Source organism: Chloroflexaceae bacterium (assembly GCA_025057155.1).
In the GTDB taxonomy this organism is placed as follows: Bacteria; Chloroflexota; Chloroflexia; order Chloroflexales; family Chloroflexaceae; genus JACAEO01.
In genome coordinates, this window is sequence record JANWYD010000003.1 from 269,425 (window position 1) to 294,674 (window position 25,250).

General features: G+C 67.1%; 18 protein-coding genes and 1 CRISPR repeat array. Of the genes, 8 read left to right on the plus strand and 10 right to left on the minus strand.

What is annotated here, in order from left to right; translation table 11 throughout:
* The first annotated feature begins 43 nt into the window (after positions 1-43).
* From cas7e to cas2e, 5 genes are all read left to right on the plus strand, one after another.
* Positions 44-1,231, plus strand: coding sequence for a type I-E CRISPR-associated protein Cas7/Cse4/CasC (gene cas7e / locus NZU74_03785; GenBank protein ID MCS6880431.1), 1,188 nt, complete (start codon positions 44-46; stop codon positions 1,229-1,231).
* Positions 1,232-1,235: 4 nt separating this feature from the next.
* Positions 1,236-2,027 carry a type I-E CRISPR-associated protein Cas5/CasD gene (cas5e, locus tag NZU74_03790; protein MCS6880432.1) on the plus strand — a complete coding sequence of 264 codons (792 nt, stop codon included), beginning with the start codon at positions 1,236-1,238 and terminating at the stop codon, positions 2,025-2,027.
* A 1-nt stretch (position 2,028) separates the two neighbouring features.
* A complete protein-coding gene (cas6e, locus tag NZU74_03795) occupies positions 2,029-2,781 on the plus strand; it encodes a type I-E CRISPR-associated protein Cas6/Cse3/CasE (protein MCS6880433.1) in 753 nt (250 codons plus the stop codon).
* Positions 2,782-3,156: 375 nt separating this feature from the next.
* Positions 3,157-4,116: a type I-E CRISPR-associated endonuclease Cas1e gene (gene cas1e, locus NZU74_03800; protein ID MCS6880434.1), complete on the plus strand. Its 960-nt coding sequence runs from the start codon at positions 3,157-3,159 to the stop codon at positions 4,114-4,116.
* Positions 4,113-4,388, plus strand: a complete 276-nt coding sequence (gene cas2e / locus NZU74_03805; protein ID MCS6880435.1) for a type I-E CRISPR-associated endoribonuclease Cas2e — start codon at positions 4,113-4,115, stop codon at positions 4,386-4,388. The genes cas1e and cas2e overlap by 4 nt, the downstream gene beginning before the upstream one ends.
* A 65-nt stretch (positions 4,389-4,453) precedes the next feature.
* Positions 4,454-7,836: direct repeats of the CRISPR family, unit length 29 nt; unit sequence GTTGTCCCCACGCCCGTGGGGGTGAACCG.
* A 54-nt stretch (positions 7,837-7,890) separates the two neighbouring features.
* Here the strand turns inward: cas2e and mgtE are convergent.
* Both mgtE and NZU74_03815 read right to left on the minus strand, forming a co-directional pair.
* Positions 7,891-8,928 carry a magnesium transporter gene (mgtE, locus tag NZU74_03810; GenBank protein MCS6880436.1) on the minus strand — a complete coding sequence of 346 codons (1,038 nt, stop codon included), beginning with the start codon at positions 8,926-8,928 and terminating at the stop codon, positions 7,891-7,893.
* Positions 8,929-9,564: 636 nt separating this feature from the next.
* Positions 9,565-10,797 (minus strand): glycosyltransferase family 4 protein, encoded by a 1,233-nt coding sequence (locus tag NZU74_03815; GenBank protein ID MCS6880437.1) that lies wholly within the window; start codon positions 10,795-10,797, stop codon positions 9,565-9,567.
* Positions 10,798-11,163: 366 nt separating this feature from the next.
* Between NZU74_03815 and pdxH the strand changes: the two genes are divergently transcribed.
* The 3 genes from pdxH to NZU74_03830 all read left to right on the plus strand — a co-directional run bounded on the left by pdxH (position 11,164) and on the right by NZU74_03830 (position 13,108).
* Positions 11,164-11,802, plus strand: a complete 639-nt coding sequence (gene pdxH / locus NZU74_03820; GenBank protein ID MCS6880438.1) for a pyridoxamine 5'-phosphate oxidase — start codon at positions 11,164-11,166, stop codon at positions 11,800-11,802.
* A gap of 75 nt (positions 11,803-11,877) precedes the next feature.
* Positions 11,878-12,291, plus strand: coding sequence for a polymer-forming cytoskeletal protein (locus NZU74_03825; GenBank protein ID MCS6880439.1), 414 nt, complete (start codon positions 11,878-11,880; stop codon positions 12,289-12,291).
* 304 nt (positions 12,292-12,595) lie between these two features.
* Positions 12,596-13,108: a septum formation initiator family protein gene (locus tag NZU74_03830; GenBank protein MCS6880440.1), complete on the plus strand. Its 513-nt coding sequence runs from the start codon at positions 12,596-12,598 to the stop codon at positions 13,106-13,108.
* A 106-nt stretch (positions 13,109-13,214) separates the two neighbouring features.
* Here NZU74_03830 and NZU74_03835 read toward each other — a convergent pair whose 3' ends face one another.
* The 8 genes from NZU74_03835 to NZU74_03870 all read right to left on the minus strand — a co-directional run bounded on the left by NZU74_03835 (position 13,215) and on the right by NZU74_03870 (position 25,104).
* Positions 13,215-14,087 carry a DUF1350 family protein gene (locus NZU74_03835; GenBank protein ID MCS6880441.1) on the minus strand — a complete coding sequence of 291 codons (873 nt, stop codon included), beginning with the start codon at positions 14,085-14,087 and terminating at the stop codon, positions 13,215-13,217.
* A gap of 52 nt (positions 14,088-14,139) precedes the next feature.
* On the minus strand, positions 14,140-16,293 hold the full coding sequence (locus tag NZU74_03840) for a GerMN domain-containing protein (GenBank protein MCS6880442.1): 2,154 nt from the start codon (positions 16,291-16,293) through the stop codon (positions 14,140-14,142).
* A 181-nt stretch (positions 16,294-16,474) separates the two neighbouring features.
* Positions 16,475-17,014 (minus strand): class I SAM-dependent methyltransferase, encoded by a 540-nt coding sequence (locus NZU74_03845; GenBank protein MCS6880443.1) that lies wholly within the window; start codon positions 17,012-17,014, stop codon positions 16,475-16,477.
* Between the two features lie 686 nt (positions 17,015-17,700).
* Positions 17,701-18,045 carry a diversity-generating retroelement protein Avd gene (gene avd, locus NZU74_03850; GenBank protein MCS6880444.1) on the minus strand — a complete coding sequence of 115 codons (345 nt, stop codon included), beginning with the start codon at positions 18,043-18,045 and terminating at the stop codon, positions 17,701-17,703.
* Positions 18,042-19,118: a reverse transcriptase/maturase family protein gene (locus NZU74_03855; GenBank protein ID MCS6880445.1), complete on the minus strand. Its 1,077-nt coding sequence runs from the start codon at positions 19,116-19,118 to the stop codon at positions 18,042-18,044. The genes avd and NZU74_03855 overlap by 4 nt, the downstream gene beginning before the upstream one ends.
* 165 nt (positions 19,119-19,283) lie before the next feature.
* Positions 19,284-22,388, minus strand: a complete 3,105-nt coding sequence (locus NZU74_03860) for an SUMF1/EgtB/PvdO family nonheme iron enzyme (GenBank protein MCS6880446.1) — start codon at positions 22,386-22,388, stop codon at positions 19,284-19,286.
* 397 nt (positions 22,389-22,785) lie between these two features.
* The gene (locus tag NZU74_03865; protein MCS6880447.1) at positions 22,786-23,082 is read right to left on the minus strand and encodes a nucleotidyltransferase domain-containing protein; all 297 of its coding nucleotides are present in this window, start codon (positions 23,080-23,082) and stop codon (positions 22,786-22,788) included.
* A gap of 318 nt (positions 23,083-23,400) precedes the next feature.
* Positions 23,401-25,104: a caspase family protein gene (locus NZU74_03870; GenBank protein ID MCS6880448.1), complete on the minus strand. Its 1,704-nt coding sequence runs from the start codon at positions 25,102-25,104 to the stop codon at positions 23,401-23,403.
* Positions 25,105-25,250 lie beyond the last annotated feature (146 nt).

Consider the following 25,250-nt stretch of genomic DNA (forward strand, 5'->3'; position numbering starts at 1 on the left):
AGACAGGGCATCACGTCATTTCAACCACAGAAAGGACACCATCATGCTCATCGCGATCCATTTGCTCCAGAACCACGCTCCCTCGAACCTGAACCGCGACGACAACAACGAACCTAAGGACGCCATCTTCGGCGGCGTGCGGCGGGCGCGCATCTCCAGCCAGGCCCTCAAGCGCAGCATTCGCTGGTCGGAGCATTTCCGCCAGCCGTTTGAAGATCGGGGCCTGAGCCACCTGCTGGCCATGCGCACCCAACTGTTGCCGGAACTGGTCCGTGAGCGTCTGGCCGACGTGGAACTGGCGGACGCGGAGAAGCAGGCAATCATTGAGGCGGCGGAGCGGTTGGGCAAGGGCGAACGGGCGGCGGGCGGAGCCAACGCTGATGAGACCGGCGCCAAGGACGAGAAGAAGGGCAAGCGCGGCAGAGGCAAGACCACGGACAGCGGTGGTGAAGAGAAGGTAAAAACCGCGCAGCTCATGTTCCTGACCACCACCGACGTGGATCGTCTCGTCGAACGGCTGAGCGCGATTGTGCGTGATAAAGGAGCGGAGGCGCTGAACAACCTGAAGGGCGACAAGCTGGTCGCGGAGATTGGCGAATTCGAACCCCACTCGGTTGACATCGCCATGTTCGGGCGCATGACCACCTCCAGCCCCTTCAAGGACGTTGAGGCAGCGGTGCAGGTGGCCCACGCCATTTCCACCCACGCGGTTGAGATGGAGTTCGACTTCTACACCGCGGTTGACGACATCTCCGGCGAGGCCGGAGCCGGCTTCATCGGCGATACGGCCTTCAACAGCGCCACCTACTACAAGTATTTCTCAATCGACTGGGAGGGCCTGGTCAAGAACCTGCAGGGTGAGGCCGGCATCGCAGCGACGGCCGTGCAGGCCCTGCTCAAGGCGGCGATGTTCGCCATTCCGAGCGGCAAGCAGAACAGTTTCGCCGCCCACAACCCGCCCGATCTGGCCCTGGTCGAGGTGCGGACCGACAAGGTTCCCCTGAGCTACGCAAACGCCTTTGTCAAGCCGGTGCGGACAACGCCAAACCTGTCGCTGATCGAGGCATCGGCCAGGGCCTTGCAGGAGTACGTGGCCGCCATCAACGGCATGTACGGGTTGCAGGCGCAGCGCGCCTTCCTGAGCAGCGTGCCGTTTGAGCTTGAAGGCGCGACTCGCTGCAACAACCTCGGCGAGCTGGTGAACTGGCTGCCGCTTGCGGCGAAGGAGTAGCGTCATGCAAACCCTCTTTCTCCGTCTGGAAGGACCGCTGCAAGCGTGGGGATTGCGGGCGCGCTGGGGCGAACGCGACACCGCCGACGCGCCGACCAAGTCCGGCGTCATCGGCTTGCTCGGCTGCGCCCTCGGCCTGCGGCGCGATGACGCGCGCCTGCGCGACCTGAGCGACCAGGTGCGCATGGGGGTGCGCGTTGACCTGCCCGGCACGCTGCTGCGCGACTACCACACCACCGGTGGCGGGCGCTTCAGCGACGCGCCGGCTACGAGCAAGTCACGCTTCCACGATGAACCCTACATCGGCGGCGTCCTTTCCGCCGAGGTCAACAACCAGGGGCGCATCAAGGTGAAGATCAACGCGAACACGGGCGAGCCAGAGACCGACGTGTCCACCCGCTTCTACCTCGCCGACGCCTCGTTTCGGGTGGCGCTGCAAGGCCCCGATACCCTCATCGACGAACTGGCCCGCGCCGTGCAACACCCGGTCTGGCCCCTCTTTCTGGGGCGCAAGGCGTGCGTTCCGGCCACGCCGGTCTACGATGGCGCGGGCCAGTTTGACGACCTGGAGGTGGCCCTGGCGGAGCGCACCTTCTCCCGGCGGGTCCTGCAGGCGTGGGAGCGAGGCCGCCCGAACGCTTTGCGGGCGCTGATCGAGACCGTGGCTGGCCAGGGCAATCGTCAGTACGATAACATCGGCGTTCCGGGGTGCAGGGTCTTTCGCCCGCGCTACGTGCGGGAAGTATGGCTGCCGCTGGACGCCGATTCGGGCAGCATCAACACCCTGGAGGGATGAGATGGCCATCTACCTCTCGCGGCTGATCCTCGATCTGCGCCATCCGGCGGTACGGCGGAGCATGGGCGATGTTCATCAATTGCACCGCGCCATCCTGGCGGCCTTTCCCCGGGCTCCGGCTGGAGCGCCAGCGCGCGAACACTTCGGCATCCTCTACCGCGCCGAAGCGGTGGAACGCGCGCCATTGCTGGTCAGATTGCTGGTCCAGTCCACCGAACTGCCCGACTGGTCGCGCCTGCCGGGCGGGGCGTTTGGCCCGGCGCCCGACGAGCGCGGCAACCCGGCGATGCGGCGGGTAGACGAGGAATACGCCCGCATCACCAATGATATGCGGTTCATCTTTCGTCTGCGGGCCAACCCGACGAAACGGTTGCACACGCACCGTCCCGGGCGCGAGGATCGGCTGTTGGGCAAGCGAGTGGCGCTCCTGCGCGAAGACGAGCAACTCGCATGGCTGGTGCGCAAAGGAGCGCAGCACGGCTTCCGGTTGCTCAACACGGCCTTGCACCCGGAGATCCCCGCAGTTCAGGCGGCGACCCAGGCGACCGAACGCGGGCGGCGCCGTCTGCCAGAGGGTGGTGAGGCCGCGTCGCTCACCTTTGGCGCCACCCTGTTTACCGGCTGCCTTCAGGTGACCGACGCGGAGAGCTTTCGGCGGGCGCTCATTAGCGGCATCGGCAGCGGCAAAGCGTTTGGCTTCGGGCTCCTGTCGCTTGCCGCGTATCAGGAGCGAATCGCGGGAAGCGACGGATAATACCAATTCCGGTTGAACAGAGTGCACTCGCATCATCGCCAGGTCGCCATGAGATGCCCGATATGGGGATCTAAAATCCGCAATCCGAAATGATATAAGGGGGGGCCATCATTAACTGGCGCACCCGATCGCACCTTAACAACCGAAGCGAGGGCGAGGCCATGCCGGCCCCTCCGGCCGGCTGTCACTGGAGAGGGTTGGGGAGGCTGCACCTCCCTGCAACCCTCATTGCGCCCGGGGCGGGCCCGGGCCCTGGCGCAGCCAGCGCACGTCTGCCGCCGCGGGCGGAACCAGCGGAGGGCCGCACCCTCCACGCCTTCCCCAAACGGTCAGGCGCAAGGCCGCGCCGCGAAAACTTTATCCAAGGAGCGTACCATGCCTATCCGCGATCTCCACATTCTCCCCAAAGTACGCGACAGTTGGAGCTACCTCTACGTTGAGCACGCCGTGATCGAACAAGACGACAAAGCCATTGCCATCTTCGATAAAGAAGGCAAGACACCGGTTCCGTGCGCGGCACTCTCCCTGCTCATGCTCGGGCCAGGCACAAAAATCACCCACAGCGCCATCAAGACCCTGGCCGAAAACGGCTGCCTGGTGGCGTGGAGCGGCGAAGAAGCGGTGCGCTTCTACGCGGTCGGTATGGGCGAGACCCGGTCGTCGGCCAATCTGCTGCGGCAGGCTGCCATGCACAGCGACCCGGAGTTGCGGTTACGGGTGGTGCGGCGCATGTACGAGCTGCGTTTCCCGGAGCAACTGGATCCAGGGCTAAGCATCAAACAGATCCGCGGCAAAGAAGGCGTGCGCGTGCGGGAGACCTACGCGAAATGGAGCCGCGAGACAGGGGTAAAGTGGTCGGGACGCTTCTACAAACAGAACGACTGGCGGCGGGCCGAGCCGATCAACCGGGCATTATCGGCGGCGAACAGTTGTCTGTACGGCGTCGTCCATGCGGCAATCGTCGCGGCTGGATACTCACCGGCGTTAGGGTTCATCCACACCGGCAAAATGCTCTCCTTCGTCTACGACGTCGCCGATCTCTACAAAGCCGAGATCGCCATTCCGGTCGCCTTCCGCTGCACCGCTGCCGGCGAGAACCGCCTGGAAAGCCGGGTCCGGCATCTCTGCCGTGACACCATCCGCGAGCAACGGCTGCTGGGGCGGATCATCGAAGATCTGGAGCGCCTCTTCGCCAGCGAGGGCCTGGACCGGCGGGAAGCGGAACTGTTTGATCGCTTCTATGCCCGGCCCGGAGGGTTATGGGATCCTGACGAGGGCGAAGTCGCCGGGGGGATCAACTACGCAGGCGACGAGGAGGAAGACGACAACGCATGACGGTCATCATCCTGGAGCGCGTACCGGTGAGCGTCCGGGGCGAACTCACCCGCTGGATGTTGGAGATCCACACCGGCGTCTTCGTGGGCAGCCTCTCGGCGCTGGTGCGGGACCTGCTATGGGAGCATGTCTGCGACCAGATGCGTGAAGGCGCCGGCTTCCTGATCTACCAGACGAACAACGAGCAGGGCTTTGCGCTGCGGAGTTGCGGCCCCACAAGTCGCAAACTGGTGCAGGTCGAAGGGCTGTTCCTGGTCCGGATCCCGTCTTGATGCGCTACATGACTTCGGGACTTGTTCGGCGAACGAGATCGCAGTAGAATGCGGTGGAAGGCAGTGTTGTCCCCACGCCCGTGGGGGTGAACCGGGCAGTTGCGTCGGGGGCAGTCATGCCTCACCGTTGTCCCCACGCCCGTGGGGGTGAACCGTGGCGGCGCGTGGGAGCTGCGCCACGCCAATGGTTGTCCCCACGCCCGTGGGGGTGAACCGCCGGTGCAACTCCGGCCCGATGTGACCAATACGTTGTCCCCACGCCCGTGGGGGTGAACCGCCAAATGGCATGGCGGTTCTCCTCTTGCGTGTGTTGTCCCCACGCCCGTGGGGGTGAACCGCACGCTTGATAGCCTCTTGCGCTTGCTCGCGCGTTGTCCCCACGCCCGTGGGGGTGAACCGCTGGCCGAGCAGCGAGGCGCGGAGCTGGAGCAGTTGTCCCCACGCCCGTGGGGGTGAACCGCAGGCGCTCCTTGCCAAACTGATGGGCGACGCGTTGTCCCCACGCCCGTGGGGGTGAACCGAGATGGCCGCCCTGCGCGCGACGGCCATTGACGTTGTCCCCACGCCCGTGGGGGTGAACCGGCCGTTCGGATGGCATTGCGCTGGCTCAACTCGTTGTCCCCACGCCCGTGGGGGTGAACCGGCATCATCGGGCAACCCGAACCGCGCCCGGGCGTTGTCCCCACGCCCGTGGGGGTGAACCGTCGGTCAGGGTCATGTCAAAGGCGGAGGCCACGTTGTCCCCACGCCCGTGGGGGTGAACCGCTCACTGGCGGCCTCGAGGGGACATTCCAGGGGTTGTCCCCACGCCCGTGGGGGTGAACCGTTGGAGAGCATACCGTCGAACGTCTCGCTCTGGTTGTCCCCACGCCCGTGGGGGTGAACCGCACACCTGTTGCACGCGGTCGCCAGCGCCTACGTTGTCCCCACGCCCGTGGGGGTGAACCGCGGGGAGGGACAGCAGCGCACCTTTACACAGGGTTGTCCCCACGCCCGTGGGGGTGAACCGGTGTTCGGCGTTAACAGCACGTAGCGCGCCCAGTTGTCCCCACGCCCGTGGGGGTGAACCGACGCCCCAATCTCGGACTGAGGACAACCGTGGGTTGTCCCCACGCCCGTGGGGGTGAACCGTTGTTGGTCTGTGGCCAACGGGTATCTCCGGCGTTGTCCCCACGCCCGTGGGGGTGAACCGGAGCCTACCGACCTTCGAAGGTGACATTCGGAGTTGTCCCCACGCCCGTGGGGGTGAACCGGGCCAGACGCGGCAAACCTTGCATATCCAGACGTTGTCCCCACGCCCGTGGGGGTGAACCGTAGTTCGCGACAGAATGCTCGCTCTGAGTGTCGTTGTCCCCACGCCCGTGGGGGTGAACCGTCGCCGGCGGCGAGGGATGCCTCGGCGCGCTCGTTGTCCCCACGCCCGTGGGGGTGAACCGAGGGGGCGAGAGGAGACGGGGATGGGGATGGGGTTGTCCCCACGCCCGTGGGGGTGAACCGCCCAGACCGCCGCCGCTCAGACGGGCGAGACGGTTGTCCCCACGCCCGTGGGGGTGAACCGAGATCTATGAGTGGCAGGTTGACCTCGCTCGGGTTGTCCCCACGCCCGTGGGGGTGAACCGCCGTTGGGGCGGCTTACATGCCGGTTTCGTCCGTTGTCCCCACGCCCGTGGGGGTGAACCGGTAGCCGGGCGATGAGACGGACGAGCGATGCCGTTGTCCCCACGCCCGTGGGGGTGAACCGCTGGCCGCCGCGGGCGCGGGCGGCGGTCAGGAGTTGTCCCCACGCCCGTGGGGGTGAACCGCCGGTCTGGACATGGAACTTGCCTCGGCCCTCGTTGTCCCCACGCCCGTGGGGGTGAACCGCCGAAACCGGCAAGCAAAACGCTGGGGCCGGTGTTGTCCCCACGCCCGTGGGGGTGAACCGTTCGTCGGCGGTCAACATGTTGGACATACCTGGTTGTCCCCACGCCCGTGGGGGTGAACCGACGGATTGCATCACTACGCCGAGAGATCTGGTGTTGTCCCCACGCCCGTGGGGGTGAACCGGCGCCTCCGTCTGGCGCGTCGGCCCTATCTCCGTTGTCCCCACGCCCGTGGGGGTGAACCGCAATTCCGCCGGCTCAGGCCGGCGGAATTGTTGTTGTCCCCACGCCCGTGGGGGTGAACCGGATCTTGCCTCGGCCCTCGGCGAGTACATGGCGTTGTCCCCACGCCCGTGGGGGTGAACCGGTTTGCGCTGTTTTTCCTGGGCGGCGCCGCATGTTGTCCCCACGCCCGTGGGGGTGAACCGCCCCCCTCGAAGCCGAGGGGGGGTGGAGAGAGGTTGTCCCCACGCCCGTGGGGGTGAACCGAGATCTGTGGCGCTAACCAATCCTCCTCCCTCGTCGTCCCCACGCCCGTGGGGGTGAACCGGTGCCGTGGGCCGTCGGGAGGGATGCCCCCGCGTTGTCCCCACGCCCGTGGGGGTGAACCGCGCATCCCTCACCGGAGCCATTACGTGCGGCGGTTGTCCCCACGCCCGTGGGGGTGAACCGCGATTCGGAGATCGCCGCAATACGTACCTGCTGTTGTCCCCACGCCCGTGGGGGTGAACCGGTGTTTCCCGACCAGGTCAAAACGGTGACGCGGTTGTCCCCACGCCCGTGGGGGTGAACCGGGCAGTTGCTGGCCCTTCCCCCCGCCGACCGCGTTGTCCCCACGCCCGTGGGGGTGAACCGACCAGCTCATCAAATCGCTCCGCGGCCCGAACGTTGTCCCCACGCCCGTGGGGGTGAACCGACGGGCAAACTGGACGCATATGAGACGCGGCAGTTGTCCCCACGCCCGTGGGGGTGAACCGCCGCGACATTATTCATACGCGCGGTTACGGGGGTTGTTCCCACGCCCGTGGGGGTGAACCGATACAGTACGCGATGCGCGGGGATTACGAGTGGTTGTCCCCACGCCCGTGGGGGTGAACCGGGGTGCCAGCAGGCTTGCGTCACGTCACCACAGTTGTCCCCACGCCCGTGGGGGTGAACCGCCCTCTCGGCCTCCGAACAGGATCAGTCGGCCGTTGTCCCCACGCCCGTGGGGGTGAACCGGATCCGCATATCCCCTCCTGGATGATGCGGCGGTTGTCCCCACGCCCGTGGGGGTGAACCGCTCGTTGTCCAGCCCGGCCTCTTGGAGGGCGGGTTGTCCCCACGCCCGTGGGGGTGAACCGAGGGGGGGGGAACGAGCATCCCCCCCCTGGAGTTGTCCCCACGCCCGTGGGGGTGAACCGTCTCCTCGGCTGAGGAGGCCTCAGCCGAGGAAGTTGTCCCCACGCCCGTGGGGGTGAACCGTCGGCGCGAGATTCCTTTGTGCGAGCATTGGCGTTGTCCCCACGCCCGTGGGGGTGAACCGAAAGATGTGGCGCCGCCATCCTCGAAGAACGAGTTGTCCCCACGCCCGTGGGGGTGAACTAGCGGAGGGGTGACCGGCTGGTCGCTCCTGCCGCACACGGTTGCGAAAGCTCCGCTTACAAATACCCCATCCCCAGCGCCAACCCGCCGAGGCCGAGGAAGAAGGCGAAGCCGCAGACATCGGTCACCGTGGTGACGAAGATGGAGGAGGCCAGGGCCGGGTCAATTTTGAGCGCCTTGAGGGTCAGGGGCACAATCACCCCGGCGAGCGAGGCCATGATCAGGTTGCCGAGCATCGCCAGGCCGATCACCACCCCCAGGGCCGGGTTGCCCTGCCAGAGCCAGCCGACCAGCCCGACCAGCAGGCCGATTGAAACGCCGTTGCAGACCCCGATGAACAGTTCCCGCAGCAGGGTGCGGCGGGCGTTGTGGAAGCTCACCGCGCCCAGGGCCAGGGAGCGCACGATGAAGGTGAGCGTCTGCGTGCCGGCATTGCCGCCCTGTCCGGCGACCACCGGCATGAACGCGGCCAGCATGGCCGCCTGAGCGATGACCCCCTCGAACTGGCTGACCACTGCCGCGGCTAGAAATGCCGTGGCCAGGTTGATCACCAGCCAGAACACCCGGTCGCGGGCGGCGCGCGTGATCGGGCGCTCGATCTCCTCGTTGGCGGCCACGCCCGCCAGACGGTACATGTCTTCGGTGGCCTCCTCCTGAACGGTGTCGAGCAACTCGGTGGCGTCCAGGCTGCCCACCAGGCGTCCGTCCTCGTCTACCACGGGCAGAGCGAGGAAGCCCGAGTCGCCAAGGATGCGCGCCTGTTCCTCGGCGGGCATGGCGGCGGAAAGACTGACCACGTCGGTGGTCATGATGGCGTCGAGCCGCGTATCGGGCGCGGCAGTGACGATCTGCCGCAGGCTGACGACGCCGGCCAGCCGTCCGTGCTCATCGGTGACGAAGAGGTAGTAGACGCTCTCATCGCCAGGGCGCATCATGCGCAGGGCGTCAATCACCTGCTGCGCCGTGGCGTGCTTCGGGAAGCTCAGGGCCGGCTCATAGACCACCTCGCCGCCAGCGGGAAGATTGTGAAGCGTTGGGCGTACCGGCGCCATGCGCAGCGCCATCCCTTCAGGGGCGGTGCGGATTGCGATCATCGGTGCCTCCTGTGTAGAGTGTCGCGGAACCCGCGACGATGGACGAGGCCCGATGCGCAAAGGGGGGAATAATTACGCCCCCGGTGAGGCTGCCGGGGGCGACAAGCAAGGCGCGGCGAAAGCGCCCTGCATAGCGAGGCGCCAGGTCATGCCGCGAACGGCTTGAGCGCACCCGACAGAGCGCATATCACGCGCCGCCTCGGGCCCTCTCGATTCGCTTGATGACTGCCTTCCATAGGTCCTGTCTGAACGCGCCAGCGGCCACGACCTTGATGGCTACGTTGCCCCGCAGGTCGAGTGACGAGCTTCAGGCGCTCGTCGCGCCGTCAGGCGCACGGAAAGAGCCACTACCTGGCTCAGGAAAAGTATAGATCCGCTTCGCGGATTTGGCAAGTGACAGAATGCTTACACAGGGCTTCAAGATGGGATAAAGTGGAGCCACCGCAGCAACGACAGCGGCGCGCCCCCGCGCGCGCAGGTCTACCGTGCCGCTGATCGTGCGCCCGTAGAAATGTTCCGGAGAGGGCTGCGCCCTCTCAAACCCTCTCGTGTGGCTGCGCCGCACAACCACAGGATGAAGAGAAGTTTTCCTGGGAGGGCTATGCCCTCCCAGCCCCTCCCTCACCGGCCTGGTTTTCACGTTGGAAGCCTCTGTCTATTATGTCGGGCCTGGCGGCGTTCCAGGGCCTCGGCATAGATCGCTTCCAGGGCGCGGATGGAGCTCTCCCAGGAGAGTTCGGCGACGGCCCGGGCGCGGGCGGCGGCGCCGAGCCGGGCGGCCAGGTCGCCGTCATCGAGGGCCAGTTCCAGTCTGGCCGCCAGGTCCTCGGCGTCGCCGCGGCGGGCGTAGAGGCCCGTGTCGGCCAGGATCTCGCGGGCCACGGGGGTGTCGAAGGCCACGGTGGGCAGCCCCATGGCCATGTAGTTGGCGATCTTGCCGTTGCCCTCGGTGAGGCTCATCTTGGGGGCCACCGCCACCTCGCCCAGCGCCAGGTAGGCGTGCAGGTCGCGATAGAGGATGCGCCCGGGCAGGGTCACGTGGCCGGCAACCCCCAGGCTCTCGGCGTAGCGGCGGTAGCTGTGGGGGTCGGGGTGGCCCATAATCAGAAAGTGCACCTCGGGCCGGCGGGCGGCGAGGATGCGTGCGGTCTCGATGAGCAGGTTGGTGCCCTGGTAGGGGGCCAGCAGGCCGATATAGACGATGATGCGCCGCCCTTCGGGAATGCCGAGCTGGGCGCGCAGCTCGGCCCGCTGGGCGGCCCAGGCCGGCGAGCCGTCGTAGGGACGGAAGCGTTCGGTGTCTACCCCGTCAGGGATGACGTGCAGCCGTTCGGGGGCCACCGACCCGTCGCGGCGCAGCAGCGTCGCTGCGTTGCGCGTCGAGGTTGTGACCGCGTCGGCGCGGCGGTTGAGCATGCGCTCCAGGCGCGTCAGCGGCAGGAAGAGCGGGTTGCGTGCCGAGATGAACCCATGGTCGAGCATCTCGCTGGTCATGCTCCCCTGATAATCGAGAATGAGGGGCCGGTTGAGCAGGCGCTGCAGCGGCAGGGCGATGGCCGCCGCTTCGTGGGTATGGGCGTGCAGAATATCCGGTCGCACCTCCAGCGCCACCCGCAGGGCGCGCCAGGCCAGCCCCACGTCCAGGTAGAGCTTGTGACGCGACGAGCCGACCACTGCCCGCTTGATCCAGGGTACGTCCCAGGAGCGGCGAATATCGAGGTCGGGCATATCGTCGCCGTTGTGGTACGTTGCCAGCACCAGGCGGTGGCCGCGCCGTTGCAGCGTTCGCGCCTCTTCCCAGATCCGCACGTGGTTGCCGTAGTCTGAGAAGAAGCTGGTTGAGGCGATCATCAGGATGGTGTAGGCCATCGTGGGCGAGCCCCCGTTATACCATTTTGGATTGTGGATTTTGGATTTTGGATTGCCGTATCGGACGCCGGTGCATGGGCGGTATGCAACAGGAAGAGGGGTGTGGGGAAACCCGGTTTCCCCGCCTTCCTGCAGGAGTTATTCGGATAGGCGCTAAGACACAGGCGAGCAGCTATTGGCTATCGGCTATTTTCACAGCAGCCGCGGATAAAACCGCGCTATTGTAGCACGAGCCGGACTGTCGCACGGCGGGGTAATCGCAAAGCTATGGCAGAATATAGAACGAGGGAAAAGGAGTTTTCGAGGAGCGTCGCTCCCCCTCAGATCTTCCTGTTCAACGAGTGTCACACAGAGGCGGAGGCCGCCATGGATTTCCAGGAACTGCGGAAAGAGTACCAGTTGCGCGGGCTGGATGAGCGCGAGGTCAGCCCCGATCCCTTCGCGCAGTTTCAGCTCTGGTTCGACGAGGCGGTCAGTGCGGGACTGATAGAGCCGAATGCAATGACCCTGGCCACGGTGAGCCGCGACGGGCGTCCCACGGCGCGGACGGTGCTGCTCAAAGGCTTCGATGCCGAGGGGTTCGTCTTCTACACCAACTATGAAAGTCCCAAGGGCCTCGACCTCGATGCCACGGGTCTGGCGGCGCTGGTATTCTACTGGCCGGAGCTGGAACGACAAATCCGCATCGAGGGTATGGCCGCGCGCGTGGCCGAGAGCGAATCCGACGCCTATTTCGCCAGCCGGCCCCTGGGGGCGCAGTTGGGGGCCTGGGTGTCGCCGCAGAGTCGGGTGATTGCCGGGCGCGCAGAGCTGGAGGCCCGGCTGGAGGAGGTGACCCGGCGCTTCGGCGAGGGGCCGGTGCCGCGCCCGGCCTGGTGGGGCGGCTACCGCGTGAAGCCGGAGTGCCTTGAGTTCTGGCAGGGGCGCCCCAATCGCCTCCACGACCGCATTCGCTACCGGCGTGCGCCGGAAGGGGGCTGGCTGATTGAACGTCTGGCGCCCTGAGCATTTGCCTCTGGCCCCCAGGTGGTTTATAATCACTCAAGCATTTGTGGGGCAACCTGAGGAGGACGCGCAAGCATGTTCGGCAGCAATAAGAGATCCCAGCCTGCTCCCCCGACGATGAATGGCAAACCTGAGACGATTATCGGAGCCAACACCCGCTTTCAGGGCACGCTGACGTCCGATGGCAATATTCGTATTGACGGGTCGGTTGAGGGGGATATCGAGGTGCTGGGCAACCTGATCATCGGCGAGACCGGCCGGGTGATCGCGACCATTAAGGCCCAGAATGTCCATGTCTCCGGCGCGGTCAAGGGTGAGATCACCGCCGTCGAACAACTGGAGATCTCTCCGACCGGCAAGGTGTGGGGCGATATCACCACTGCGGCGCTGCATATCGAGCCTGGCGGTCTCTTCCGTGGCCAGAGCGCGATGACGACCAACATTGACGAGCCGCTCTTGCTCGAAGCGCCACGACCGAGCGAAAGTTGAAGCGGGTGCGGTCGCCGTTCCTCTGGCCTCAGGCCGAACGTTCCGTCCACTGGAAAGTGATGCCGGGAGCCGCTTTCCGCGACAGCAGGGCGGATAGAACGCCTGGCACGCTCGTTCTCGCCCGGCGGCTGATCGGCCCGTAACGTAGGTTTCCTGGCATTTTCGCCTCCCTCTCAGCCGCCCCCTGTTGGGGGAAGGCGCGGGATGCTCTACCCCGGCGGGGGAGGGTTGGGAAGGGGGCGGGAGCCGGCGGGAAACTTTGTCTACAGACCGACACCTGTGTTCCTGGCTCCCTGGCATGCCTATGAAACGACGTCTGCAGCACGCGACCCGTCGCATCTTCGGTCCGCCGCCGCGGCGTCGCCCGGCTGCCCGCAAGGGGCCGCCTCCTCTCCCTTATTTGACCGGGTTGTTTCGCTTACAAGAGGTGTCGGTGCTCTCCCTGGCCCTCGGCGGGATCATGCTTCTCCTTATCGCCTTGCTGGCCGTCAATTTCGTGGGCCAGGCGTTGCAGGGCGCCCGCCTGGAGAGCCGCCGCGCCGAACTGGAGGCCGAGGTCGCGCGCATCAAAGCGGAGAATGCGGTCCTCGAGGGCGCAGTGGCGTTCACCGAGTCCGACGTGTACGCCGAGCGCATCGCCCGCGAACAGCTCGGCTACGCCCGTGAGGGCGACGTCGTAATCTTTGCCCGCGAAGCTCCCGCCTCGGCCTTGCCTTCCGAGAGCGCCGAAACGCCCGCTTCCGAAGCCGCGCCGCCGCCTATCGAGAACTGGCGGCTGTGGTGGCTGGCTCTCTTTCCGCCTCCCACCCCGCCTTGACACGTCCGAGAACCTGGCGCTCCTGAAATGTTCACCTCTATAACCGCGGAGGACGCGGTTGACGCTCTTCTCTGCAACCTCTGCGGTGCGCTAAAAGCCGCGAAGCCTATACCGCCCTGGCCCCCATGCGCTGCTGTACGGCTACGGCGCGGCGCTGGTCGAGTTCGCGCAGCAGCCGCAGCGCGGCGGCTTCCAGCTCTGCTGGCGGCTCCGCCGGAGGGCATCCCGGCCGCGGGTCTAACTCGAACACCACGTCGCCGAAGCGAATGCCAAAGGGGACCAGATGGCCGCCCGGCAGTTCTTCGTGGAGCAACCGCCCTTCGGGACGCGCGCCAAGGGTTTCGAGGAACCAGGCCACATCGCTCGTTTCTGGCGGCTCGGAGGCGTTGCCGGCCACGCGGTCGCGCTCGAAAGAGATCAGCGCCGTCAGGTTGAACAGGTTGCTTTCAACGATCAGCCGTTGCATTTCGGCGCGGGTGGGGCGCACGCCCAGGCCCAGCCAATCGAGGATGGCCGGCAGAATGGGCAATGGCAGCGCCGAGTCGGTATCGCCGATGTCGGGGGCCATGAGCAGCGAAGGTTCATCGAGAATGCCGCGCCGGACGCTGGCAGTGATGATTCCGGGAGGCGCGAACATGCCGCTGATCGGATCGGTGCCGGCTTCGAGCAGGGCGATGAACTTGCAGCCCAGGCTGTGGCCGACCCAGAAATGCGGCACGCCGGCCAGTTCCGGCAGTTGCGCCCGCACCACATCGCGCTCGATGAGCAGGATTTCGGCGATCTCGGCGTGGTTGAAGCCGAAGGTGAACGGCACGGCGATGATGGTGTACCCGGCGCGAAAGAGCGTGCCTAGAAAGTAGTCGTAACTCGTTGCCGGAAGCTGGCCGAAGAACTGGCCGCCGTAAAACTCGACCACCCCGATCGGGTTCGGGTGGCGCGCCACCAGGCTCCGCGAGATCCGTTCGTAGCGTGGCTCCATGCTGGTTCCCCCTGCCAGATGGTCAATGTGGCGCAACCTGGAAGGTTGCGCCCTATGGCTCTAATACCCCTTCAGTCTGCCCCTCGATGGCAATGCGCACGTCGCGCACAGTCGAGAACTGGCGCAACGTGCGTTCGATCTGCTGGCGGATGGCCGTCACCCGCGCCGCGCCGCCGCCGTAGGCCCGCAGCTCCGCCGAGAAGTCGGCGGTGGCCACGCCATCGCGGATCACCAGGCTGCGCAGGCGCACCCGCGCGCCCCAGTCGGGCTGGCGACCGGGGTAGCTCAGCACCTCGGCGGGGGTGGGGATGGCCGTGCTCAGCCCCAGGCCCGGCGGCGGCCCCCACAGCAGTTGCTCCAGCGTGGCGGCGCCGATCTGCAACGTTCGCGGAATGCGCCGCTGCTCGACGCGCAGTTGCTCGCCCGCCAGCCAGTAGAGTTCCACCGGGCGGACCAGCGGATCGTCCGGGCCGAGGATCGTCACCAGCCTGGCGGCGAGGAGCCGGTCCTGCCGGTCGCGGATCTGCACGATGGCGCGCTGGGTGTTGATCCGCGCCGGCTCGGCGGGCGGCCAGAGACTATCGAGGACCAGACCCGCGCCATCGGGCGCCGCCAGGGGTGTGACCGTCCGGCTCAGGCTCTGGCCGCTTTCAAATGCCAGCCGCAGCGTGACCGGTTCGCCTGGCCGCTCCAGGCGCGCCTCGACGTGCAGCGGCAGGGTGCTCACCGCGCCGCGGGCCGGCAGGCTCAACGGCGCGCCAATCGGCCCCTGGGGGCGTAGATCGCGGCAGAGGATCAACCTGCCCCGGCGGTCGGCGCGGTAGTCGTAGGGCTGTCCGGCGGCTTCGAGGATGATGCGGAAGCCGGGGGTGAGCACCTGGGGATAGAGCTGGCCCGGCGCCGGGCAACCTAGGGAACCATCGGGCCACGTCACGTCCTCGGTAGAACGGACGCCAATGCGTTCGGGCCAGATCTCCGTGCGCGCGGCCAGATCCTCGCGGGCCAGGGCCACGGCGCGGGCCAGATCGCCGCTCAGCCCGCCGATGAGCACCGGCTGGCTGGCAATGATCCGCTCAGAGCCGTCAGCCGCGGATTCGACCACCACCTCAACCGTGCCCGGGGTGGCCGTTTCGGGTTCGCTGAAGACCAGGGTGGCGGAGAACGGCCCGGGAATACCGATGTCGGGCCGCTGCACCATCGTATAGGCGCTGGCCAGCACCTGGCCGGCGGCGGTGCGCAGGCGCACGCCGATGGCCGCCTCGAAGGCGAAGCCGCGCTCGAAGCCCTGCACCGCCAGGGGACTCCCGACCACACTGTCACGGGCGGGCGCGGTGATGAGAGCCTGCCGCCCGTCGGCGAAGGGCAACTCGTAGACCCAGCGGTAATAGTGCCGGCCCACATTGCCCATCTCCACCTGGAAGCGCGGCGGATTGGCGGGGTTGTAGGTCAGCACCCGGCGCTCGAAGGGCTGCACCATCACGTCGCGCGGCGTACCGGCGACCGGCACGCGCACCCAGAAGGCGTCGGCGATGGGGTAGCCGGCGATATAGAGCCAGTCGAAGAGCGGCGTTTGCCGCACAAAGCGCCCATCGCGGTAGGCGACGCCGCTCCGGGTCAGGAATTCCCAGAAGGCGCGCGGAATGCCATAGCCATTCGAGACCTGCACGATGCGCGTGGCGGGGAGATCGGCAAACTCGGGGGCCGGCGTTCGGCCCTGCGGGGTGAGGCGTTCGGCCACGGCATCGCCGAGACCGAAGCGGGGTTGGGCGCGGGTGTAGGGCCGCAGGTCGGCGTAGGTGGGAAAGGCGGCATCGGGGTCGCCGGCCACAGGGATGCCGGCCGGCGGCAGGGCGACATACTCAGCGAGGCCGATCGGCACCCGGCCATCTATCATGTCGCGGGTCAAAAGGCCGCCGGTGACGAACCAGGGGTTGCGCGGATTGGCGGAGGGGTCGTTGATCTCCATGCGCCCCTTGTCGAAGTACTGCACCAGGCGCGACATCTGGGCGTCGCCCTGGAACGCCTCGTTGATCCCCTCGGTAAACGGACTCGGCCCCCAGATCCAGGCATGGTCGCCCCGACCCTGCTGCACCGGATAGTCAGTGCGCTCCCACACCCGGCGAAAGGCGGGGGAGGCGAAGGCGAGGTTGGAGGTCGCAAGGGACGGCAGCAGCAGCGCCAGCACGAGCAGTGAGCGGATGATCATCGTTGACCTCTTTGGATTTTGGATTTTGGATTGTGTATATCCAATAAGACCTGCCGATAATCCGCGTGCACGCTGTATCAACAGAAGTTGGTAAAAGGCAAGGTTTCGCTGCGCAGCTTGCAGGGCGCCCGTGCGGGCTGGGCCAGCAGGAGGGTGGGGAAACCTGGTTTCCCCGCCCTCCTCATTGTACACCGCCGGATCTCCACGGCATTCGCACCACCGCGGCGTACATCACCCGCCCCGACGAGGGTGAGCGCCGCGCGCCGACGCGGGCCGGCGCCTCGAAGCCCGTCTCCTGCGCCAGGGCCATGAAACGAGCAAAGGGCAGCGGATGCGGCGCCCAGGGGATCGGCAATGACTGCTCGTACTCCACCACCAGCAGCCGGCCACCGGGCCGGAGGTGCGCGCGCAGCCGGCGAAGCAGCCCGGCCTGGTCGCGCACGAAGTGCAGCAGGTTCGCGCAGATGATGCCGTCGAGGGGCGGCAGGTCAAGGGGGTGCAGCACATCGGCCTGCTGCGGCAGGATAGTGGCCGCCGGCGGGTCGGTATGCAGGCGCGCCCGCTGGGCGGCAATCGCTCGCGCGTCGCGGTCAAGGGCGTGGATCGTCGCCGCGGGTCCCAGCACCTCGGCCAGCGCCCAGGTAAAGTTGCCCGTCCCGGCGCCCAGGTCGGCCCACACCCCGCCCGGCTCCGGCGCCCCGCCCCGGATCAGCGCCACCATTTCCCCGTGTTCCACCTGCGCCCCCGTGTCGAAACGGCCCGCTCCGCGTAGGGATGGTAGCGCGAAGACCGGCGGCGCGCAACCGGGGAGCGGCTGCGCGCTCAGGCGCAGGGTTTGTCGGTCGAGAGGGGCGTTTTCCGCAAGGGAAGCCCGCGTTGGAAGGAAACGACTAATTCGTCTGTGAACGAAGTTTCCTTGCCTTTCCGCCCCCCACCCAACCTCCCCCCGTTGGGGGGGAGGAGCCGGGCGCCCTCCCCAGGCGGAGGAGCGTTGGGAGGGGGCAGAGTAGAGTGACAAACGTTGGTTACAGACCAGGAACTCGTTCCGCCGAGGGGCGCGCCGCGCCCTGATGTTCGAGACGACCGCCACGGTCGTCCCTACTGGCCCGGGCGCGGCGCGGGACTCTTTGGCCGCGCCCGAAGGCGCGACCGGGACCGGCGCTGGCACCCTCCTCGTGCAGGCGTAACCGCCCCGCACCGCCGGAGCGGTTACGGCGCGGCATCTGGCCGGGCAAGCCGGGTGCGTGGCAAGCCGAAAACCCACGTTGTCGTTGTAGTTGTCGGGCGTATTGTGGTTGCGGTAGGCCGCGCGCAGGTTGATCGGTTGATCGTTCCACGAACCGCCGCGGCGTCGCGCCGATCCACTGCGCAGATTATACCATTCGCGCGCGGAGGACGACCGCGCGCTCACCCCGCCGCTTCGAGCCACCCTCCCAGCAGCCGGCCCACCTCGTCGATCAGCCGGGCGCCGTGCTCATAGCGCCCCGGCTCGACTAGCTCGAACGCGCGACACAGGCGCCAGTGCAGGCGTAGTTGCTCCAGGCGAATATCGGCCTCGAGCAGGTGTCGCTGGCGCTCGGCCCGCTGGGTCTTGCCAGCGGCGATCAACTGCTCATACAGATCCAGGGCCGCGTTCTGCACCCGCAGGGCCATCACGAAGCGCTGGCTCCTGGGAAACTGCATCGTCACCGGGATCAGCCAGGCGAGCAGGTCGGAGGTCTTCACGAAGACCGGCGCGGGTTCAAAACTCATGGTCTACCTCGCCGGGGCACGACCAGCCCGCCGAGCAACTGCTCGCGCAGCCGGTAGGTGCTGCCGTGGGCCGCGTGGGCCACCCAGCCGTTGATGCTGGCCTGCACGCGCTCCAGCGGGATCTGGCCATCGGCGAAGCGGTGGAACAGCCGGCGCATGCGCCGCTTGAAGCGGATCACATTGGGGCGCTTGAGCCGACGATGCTCCGGGTAGAGCCGGAACCCGAGGAACGGCACGCCAGTGGCCGTCGGGTAGATCTGCGTCTTGCGGTCGTGGAGCACGAGGCGTAGGCCAACAAGAAAGTTGCTGATGGCCTCGCGCCAGGTGTGCAGCCGGGCCTTATCGTCGCTGAAGAGCAGCCAGTCGTCGGCGTAGCGCAGGTAGGCGCCGGTGCGCAGGTCCTGATTGACAAAGTTGTCGAGCTCGTGCAAATAGACGTTGCCCCAGAACTGCGAGGTGAGGTTGCCGATCGGCAGGCCACGGGCGCGCTCGAAGGGCGTCAGGAGATCATCGCCGGGGAACCACTGCGGCGTGTACTCGCTTTCGAGCACGCCGGCGCCACTGGCGAGGATCAGGTCAATGAGCGCCATCACCTGCGGGTCGGCGATGCGGCGCGCGAGGAGACCACGGAGCACCTGGTGATCCACGCTCGGGAAAAACTGGACGATGTCGCCCTGCAGGACGTAGCGATAGCGCCGCGCGTAGTCCTGGTCGCGATCCAGGGCAGCGTGGGTGCCTTTGCCAATGCGGCAGGCGTAGGAATTGTGGATGAAACGCCGGTCGAAGATCGGCTCGATCACATTGCAGAGGGCGTGGTGCACCACGCGGTCGCGGAAGGGAGCGGCGCTAATCTTGCGCTTCTTCGGCTCGAAGATGTAGAAATGGCGGTAACCGCCGGGCCGGTATTCGCCCGCGCGCAGTTCGCGTTCCAGGGTGAAGAGATTGCGCTCCAGATGGTACTCGAAGGCGGCCACCTCGGCCTTGCTGCGCTTGCCCAGGCGCGCCCGGTGAAAAGCAACCCAGAGATTGTCAAACGAGCAGACGCGCTCGAACAGGTGTTTGTAGGTCTTCATAAAAAACTCGCGATCCGCGCCTGCGGCGCGGGCAAGGGGGAACGCCTTCCCCCTTGCATCCCCCTTCCCCACGCCCCCGCTATCCGAGCCTGCGGCAGCGACACGGCCCTGCTTACGCCGCAACACAGAACACAGGCAGAGACGCCCCACCGGGGCGTCTCTGCCTTAATTCTTTACACGAGGAGGGTGCCGGGCAAGCCGAAAACCCACGCTGACGTTGTGGTCGTCGGGCGCAGTTTGGAGGCGGCAGGCCGCGCGCAGGACGATCGGTTGAGCGGCCCACGAACCGCCGCGGAGTGTAAAGCTTTTTTGCGCCGGAGCGGCGCCATCCTCGCGCCCGTCGTGGGGATCATACGGATAGTCACGGTACTCCGAGCGCGTCCACTCCCAGACGTTGCCCGCCAGGTCCAGCACGCCCTCCGGCGTTGACCCGCGGGGGAAGCAGCCCACGGCCAGGGTGGTGAAGCCGTATGTCTGATCGTAGCTCGCCCGCTCCGGGTCAAGTTCAGCGTTTCCCCACGGATAGGTGCGCCGCGTGAGGCCACGCGCCGCGTACTCCCACTCGGCCTCGCTCGGCAACAGGTAGGTGTGGCCGTCGTTCAGGTGTTGGGTGAGCCAGCGGCAGAAGGCGCTCGCCTCGTACCAACTGATCCCGACCACCGGATAGTTGGGACGGGCACTACCAAACGTCTCGTCGTCCCAGTACTCGGGCTGATCCTTGCGCGTCCGGCGCTGCCAGTCCTCCATCCCCTCGATCGCCGCGTCGTCGCGGGCCAGCCAGGCGCGGGCCGCTTCGTCCCACCAGGGTGCCTCCGGGTCGTAGCCACCCGCCTCGATGAATCGACGATACTGTGCATTGGTAACCGGGTAGCGCCCGATGGCGAAGGGCGCCAGGGTCAACGGACGGGTGTTGATCTCGTCTTCCGGCCATTTCCGCGCCCGCTTCGCGGTCTCCTTGTCGCCCTTCTGCAGGTAGTACTGCTCCAAGGCCCGCCCGGCGGCCTCGGCCTCCGCGGCGGTGCTGCCGATCACGAAGCTGCCGCCCGGCAATTCGACCATCGCCGGCGGCAGGTCGCAGACACCGGGGCGCGGGTCGCCCAGTTCGGCCAGGATCGCGCCGATGCGCACCAGGTCGCGGGCAGGCACGCTGGTCTCGCGCAGGGTCTCAGCCATCGCCTGGGCCAGGCGCCGCTTCAGCCCGCTGAAGAGGGCGTCGCGCTGCTCCAGCCAGCCCCAGCCGAGATCGTTGGCGATCTCCTGCGCCAGGAGCAGGTCGAAGGCGCGCCGGGTCGCCGCGCGGCCGGGCGCTTCGACCAGCCGGCTGAGCAGGCGGTAGGGCACGTCGAGCGAACTGAGGGCCAGTTGCTCGACGCCGAGCAGGATCGGGCGCCGCCAGCGATCGTCGTTGCGCAGGTCGAGCACGCGGGCCAGCGGGTCGGCCCCGCCGAGCAACTCGATGCCGGCCAGATACTCCTGGAACGTCTGGTGGGGGAAGGCGTAGGCGTCGCCGGCCTCGCTGGCCTGGATCAGCCCGGCGCGCTGATCGGTGTATTCCAGGAACTTGTCTGTGCCTGCAGAGGGGTTGGGGTGCTTGCGCCGCTTCAACTCATCATCTACCATCGTGCGCAGAATCGCGCGGCTGAGGCGGCCGACCTCGCCGGGCGCAGCGGCGCGGTGAGCCTCGTAGGCCGCCCGGCCCAGGAGCGGGCGCAGGCTCTGAACGTCGGCGTCGGGCAGGCCAATGTAGTCCATCAGCGTCCCGTACGCGCTGGCCTCTTTGCCGGCGATCTCCCACTGGCCAAGCAGAATATCGATGCAGCGCCCGTAGAGGCTGGCCCGCTCCTCGGGCAGCCGTCCGTCGTTCAGGTGCACCAGGGCCATCACCGTCATCATCAGCGGCTGGCGCCCGAAGCGTTGCAGGTCCTCGCGGATAGTGATCGCGCGGCGCAGGGCGGCGATGCGCTCATCGCGCCACGCTTCGGTACGGCCGTGCAATTCGGCAACCGTGTGGTACCAGGCGTTGACAAAGGCCAGCATCTGGCCGAGGGTCCAGTCGGCCAGGGTGGCCGTGGGCCAGCCGGGCAACTGCCAGGCGGCGTTGCGCTCGCCTTCGTAGGCCCGCACCCGGCAGGCGACGACGATCCGGCAGGTCGGGTACTGTTCAGCAAAGGACCATACCGCGTGCGTGACCTTGCGCCGCGAGTCGTCGCCGGCGACCTCGTCCAGCCCGTCGAGGAGCAGAACTGCGCGGCCCGCCTCGACCTCGTCGTGGACGGCGGCGGCAAGGCCGGCGTTGGCGCCCCTGGGCTGCAGATGGTCAACCAGGTAGTCCCACAGGTCGCCGGCCTCACCGTGGCGCTCGGGGGCCTCGGCAAGGCGCTTTGCCAGCGGCAGCAGCGGGGCGAAGATCGGCAGCAGGCGCCCGGATGTCCAGCCCTCCAGGTGTGCCGCCAGGTCGATCCGCGGGTCAAGCCCGGCCCTCGCCAGGGTGTAGGCCAAATAGCGCAGGGCGGTGCTCTTGCCGCTGCCCGGCTCGCCGAGCAGCACCAGGCGCGGGCTGGCAGCGATGGCCTCGGTGACCATGGTCGGACCCAGGAAAGTCAGCTCATCGGCCTCCTTGGCGTAGCGCGCGATACGTTCGTGAGCGTCGCCAGTGATCGGACTCGGACCCTCACGGTAGACGAAACTACGTTTCTTGCCGTCGCCGAAACTCGCGTCAGCCGCACCCTCAGCATCAACGGTCGGGTCATCAGGAAAACGCGGCTCAACCATGGTCCGCAGGGCGCGCGGGAGCAGGTGGTCGCCAGTATGGGCCCGCAGAAAGGCTTCCGCGTCGAAGCTGGCAAGCTCAGCGCGGCTGAAGCGCTCACGCCTGCTGACCGCCGTCGTTGCCAGTTCGGTGTAGACCCGGTCGAGGTCAATCGCCAGGCTATCGGCGACGCTGCGCTGCTCGTAGACGCCCTGGAGGGGCATGCCGCGGCAGCGGGCGGCCAGACGCTGGTAATAGGCGGCGAGCAACTCGTCATTCGTCTTGCCGTGCCGCCCGTCAATGTAGACCGTGGCGCGGGCGCCGGCGCCGATGGCGATGGCCTGGCTATTCGTAACATCGCCAACGCTGAGCGTGTCACCGGCGGGAGGGGGAGCAGCGCTGCCGAACTGCGCTTCGAGGGCGGCGATGGCGCTGTCGAGCGCGGCCCGCAGCGCCGGGTCAGCGGCGGCGTCGCGCTGCCGGCGCAGGATGGCAATCTGGGCGGCGGGGTCGTTGGTCATGCCTTGCAATCCTTACTCCTGAAGCCCCGGCATATGGTCAACAGGACGGTGATGACTGGTGACCAGGAATGCCAATGATGGCGGTCATGCCAGGTGGCGCCGTGACCGGGAGATTGACGCGAGCCAGAAGGGCGACTCGGGCAGCGGTCACCCGCGTCATTGCTTGGAGCAACTCCTGATGCCAACGATCGCCGGTTGGCAGTGCTGATCGAGATATCGCGCAATGGTTGTGAAGATATTTTCCAGGCCGTTGTAGAACGAGTGGAGGATCGAAGCAAGCGCGGTAAGCTCAACCAGATCAGGAGGCTGATGCCTGACACGCTGAAGCAGGGGCTCGTAGGCCGCGAGGAGTTGATCCAACTGGTTCAACTCAAAGCGCACTCTCGCCTGTACAGGATTAGCCGACACGTCGCAGGCCACCTTCGTTCTGAAGAAACTGGACAAAGGGATCCGAATCGTCGAGATCCACCAGGTCGACCGGACGCTCGAGCTCAAAGAGGAGGCGTCCCAGCAGGTGGAAAAAGCGGTCCTTTGGACACCCCTGGACGGCGAGGTCAATATCGGAGCGATCAGTGAGCGTGCCCGCTGCGCCTGAGCCGAAGAGAAACACCGCCGAGCAACCGCCTGCCTTCAAAATAGCAACCGCTCGGGCGATATCCTGCTGAAGCGCTGGTGGAATTGGCTGATCAATCATGGTTCTCCGTGTTCGGTTCCCTGCGCCGCCTTCCGCGTCACCCTTCAACTGAGGCGCGGAGGGCCGCGCCCTCCTGGACCCTTCCATTGGGCAGGGGTATGGGGAAACCAGGTTTCCCTACCCTCCCCCTCCGCTCTCTCAGGTGTAGGGTTTTTCGAGGGAGCAGGGGTTTTCGGCATTCCAATGCGCTTGCGATCCTCACCCCCCTGCCCCCCTCTCCCGCGAGCGGGAGAGGGGGGAGTGGGCATCCCAATGCCCCGGATGGCGAATGCGACGCAGGGATGCGCCGGAAAACCCTACACCTGAGAACCCCCTCCGCTACCCCTCGCTCATCTTCCGCACCGCGTCGGCGATCTGCGTGGCGATGGGCAGCACCGCCGGCAGCGCGGCGGCGAGGTTCTGCGCCGCCTGTTTCAGGCCATCGGCGCTGATCTGCACCAGCGTCTTGTTCGGTTGCGCCTTCGTCGCCTGCTCAACCGCGGCCTTCGCCGTCTCGGCGACCGCCTCGGCCTCGCTGGCGCGCTCCGCCGGGGCTTTCTGCAGTTCCGCGCTGAGCTGCTCGATAAGCTGCTGAAGCTGCGCCTTCGTCGCGGCGTCGCCGCGGGGCGATGCACCAATACTCTGCGACACGTTGCTCAGGGTGGATTTGATGTTCAGTAGTCTGGGAATTGCGTCTTCTGGTATCGCCCCCCTCCCAACCTCCCCCCGCTGGGGGGAGGAGTCCGGCGCCCTCCCCCCGCTGGGGGGAGGGCTGGGGAGGGGGGCGGCAGGGGCGGGAGATTTATGCACAAACGTCCCACTGCGCTTATCAATGTTGCCCTCGGCGTAATCACCGCCGCCGGTATCCACGTTGTGCACCGTGCTCTGCGCCCCGCGCCCGATGGCGATGCCGCTGCCCTTGATGTCGCCGGTGCTGATCCGGTCCCCCTGGGTGATGTCGGTCTTGATGATGTCGCGCCCGGCCACGTCACCGATGCTGATATTGCCATACCGGCCGCCGCCGCCGAAGTGCACCCCGCCGTGCTGGGTTTGCTGGTTCACGGTGACGTGGCCGTGCACATCGCCAATGGCCGCGCCGGTCTGGACGCTGCCGCCGATGCTCTGCTGGTGCTGGCGCAGCATGGCCTGGCTGTAGGCCGGGTTGACCGCGCGCACCGCGGTTTCCTCAGGCAGTGCGCCGGAGGCGTCGAAGGGGCCCAGGGCGGTCGCGCCGCGGTAGAGCGCCACGGCGAACGGCCCGACGCCCTTGAGGATGGTCAGTTCAGGTTCCTGCTTCTCGCCGTACATCTGGCGTACGGCCGCGGGGATCAGGCGCGGCACGGCCTCGTCGAGGGCGAAGTAGAGATGGGTATAGAGGTCGAAGACGCTGATGTAGCCGTGGTTGCTGGGCGTCCCCTTGCCCTGGAGGCCATCGAGCAGAGCCTGGGTAAAGAGGGTGAGCGGCCCGGGGCCGATGAAGGAGTACTGGTTCTCGCGGCAGGCGCTGATGATCACGCGGCCCTCGCCGGTGCCGAGCAGCGCGGCGGCGACCGGCGGCGGCAGGGGGGCGCCGGTGGGCGGGGCCTCGCCGGGGGCCAGCACGGGCGAGATTTCGCCCGCGTGGCAGGCGTTGACGATCAGCAGCAGGCGCTTTGCCTTGATGGCCCGTAGCTTCGCGATCAACTCGGCCTCGCGCAGGCCCGTGCCTGCTGCGACCTTGCGCCCCTCCAGGCGGGTGTCGTGGGTGGTCAGGTAGTAGCCGTCGTCGCCGTACTCGCCGTGGCCGGCGTAGTAGATCAGCACGGTATCGCCTTCGCCGACGCGCGCCGCCAGGGCGTCGAGGGCCGCCAGGACGCCCTCGCGGGTGGCGGCGGCGCCGCTGAGCAGGGTGACCTGCTCCGGCGGGTAGCCGCAGAAGTGCGGGTCGCGCAGCACGCCGGCGACGGCGATGGCGTCGGCGGCGGTGATCGGCACATTGAGCCGCGGCGCATGGGCGTAGCTGCCAATGCCGATCAGGAGGGCGTGGGCGGTGTCAAAGGCCATGGGATGTTCCTTTACTGAGTCCGTTTCTGATCTGAGGGCATTATACCAAACGGCTTCACGTTCCGAAAAGTGTTCGGGGATGTTTACGGGATATATGTTCACCGCAGAGGGCGCGGAGGGTTGCATATGGCCTATCCTCTGCGCCC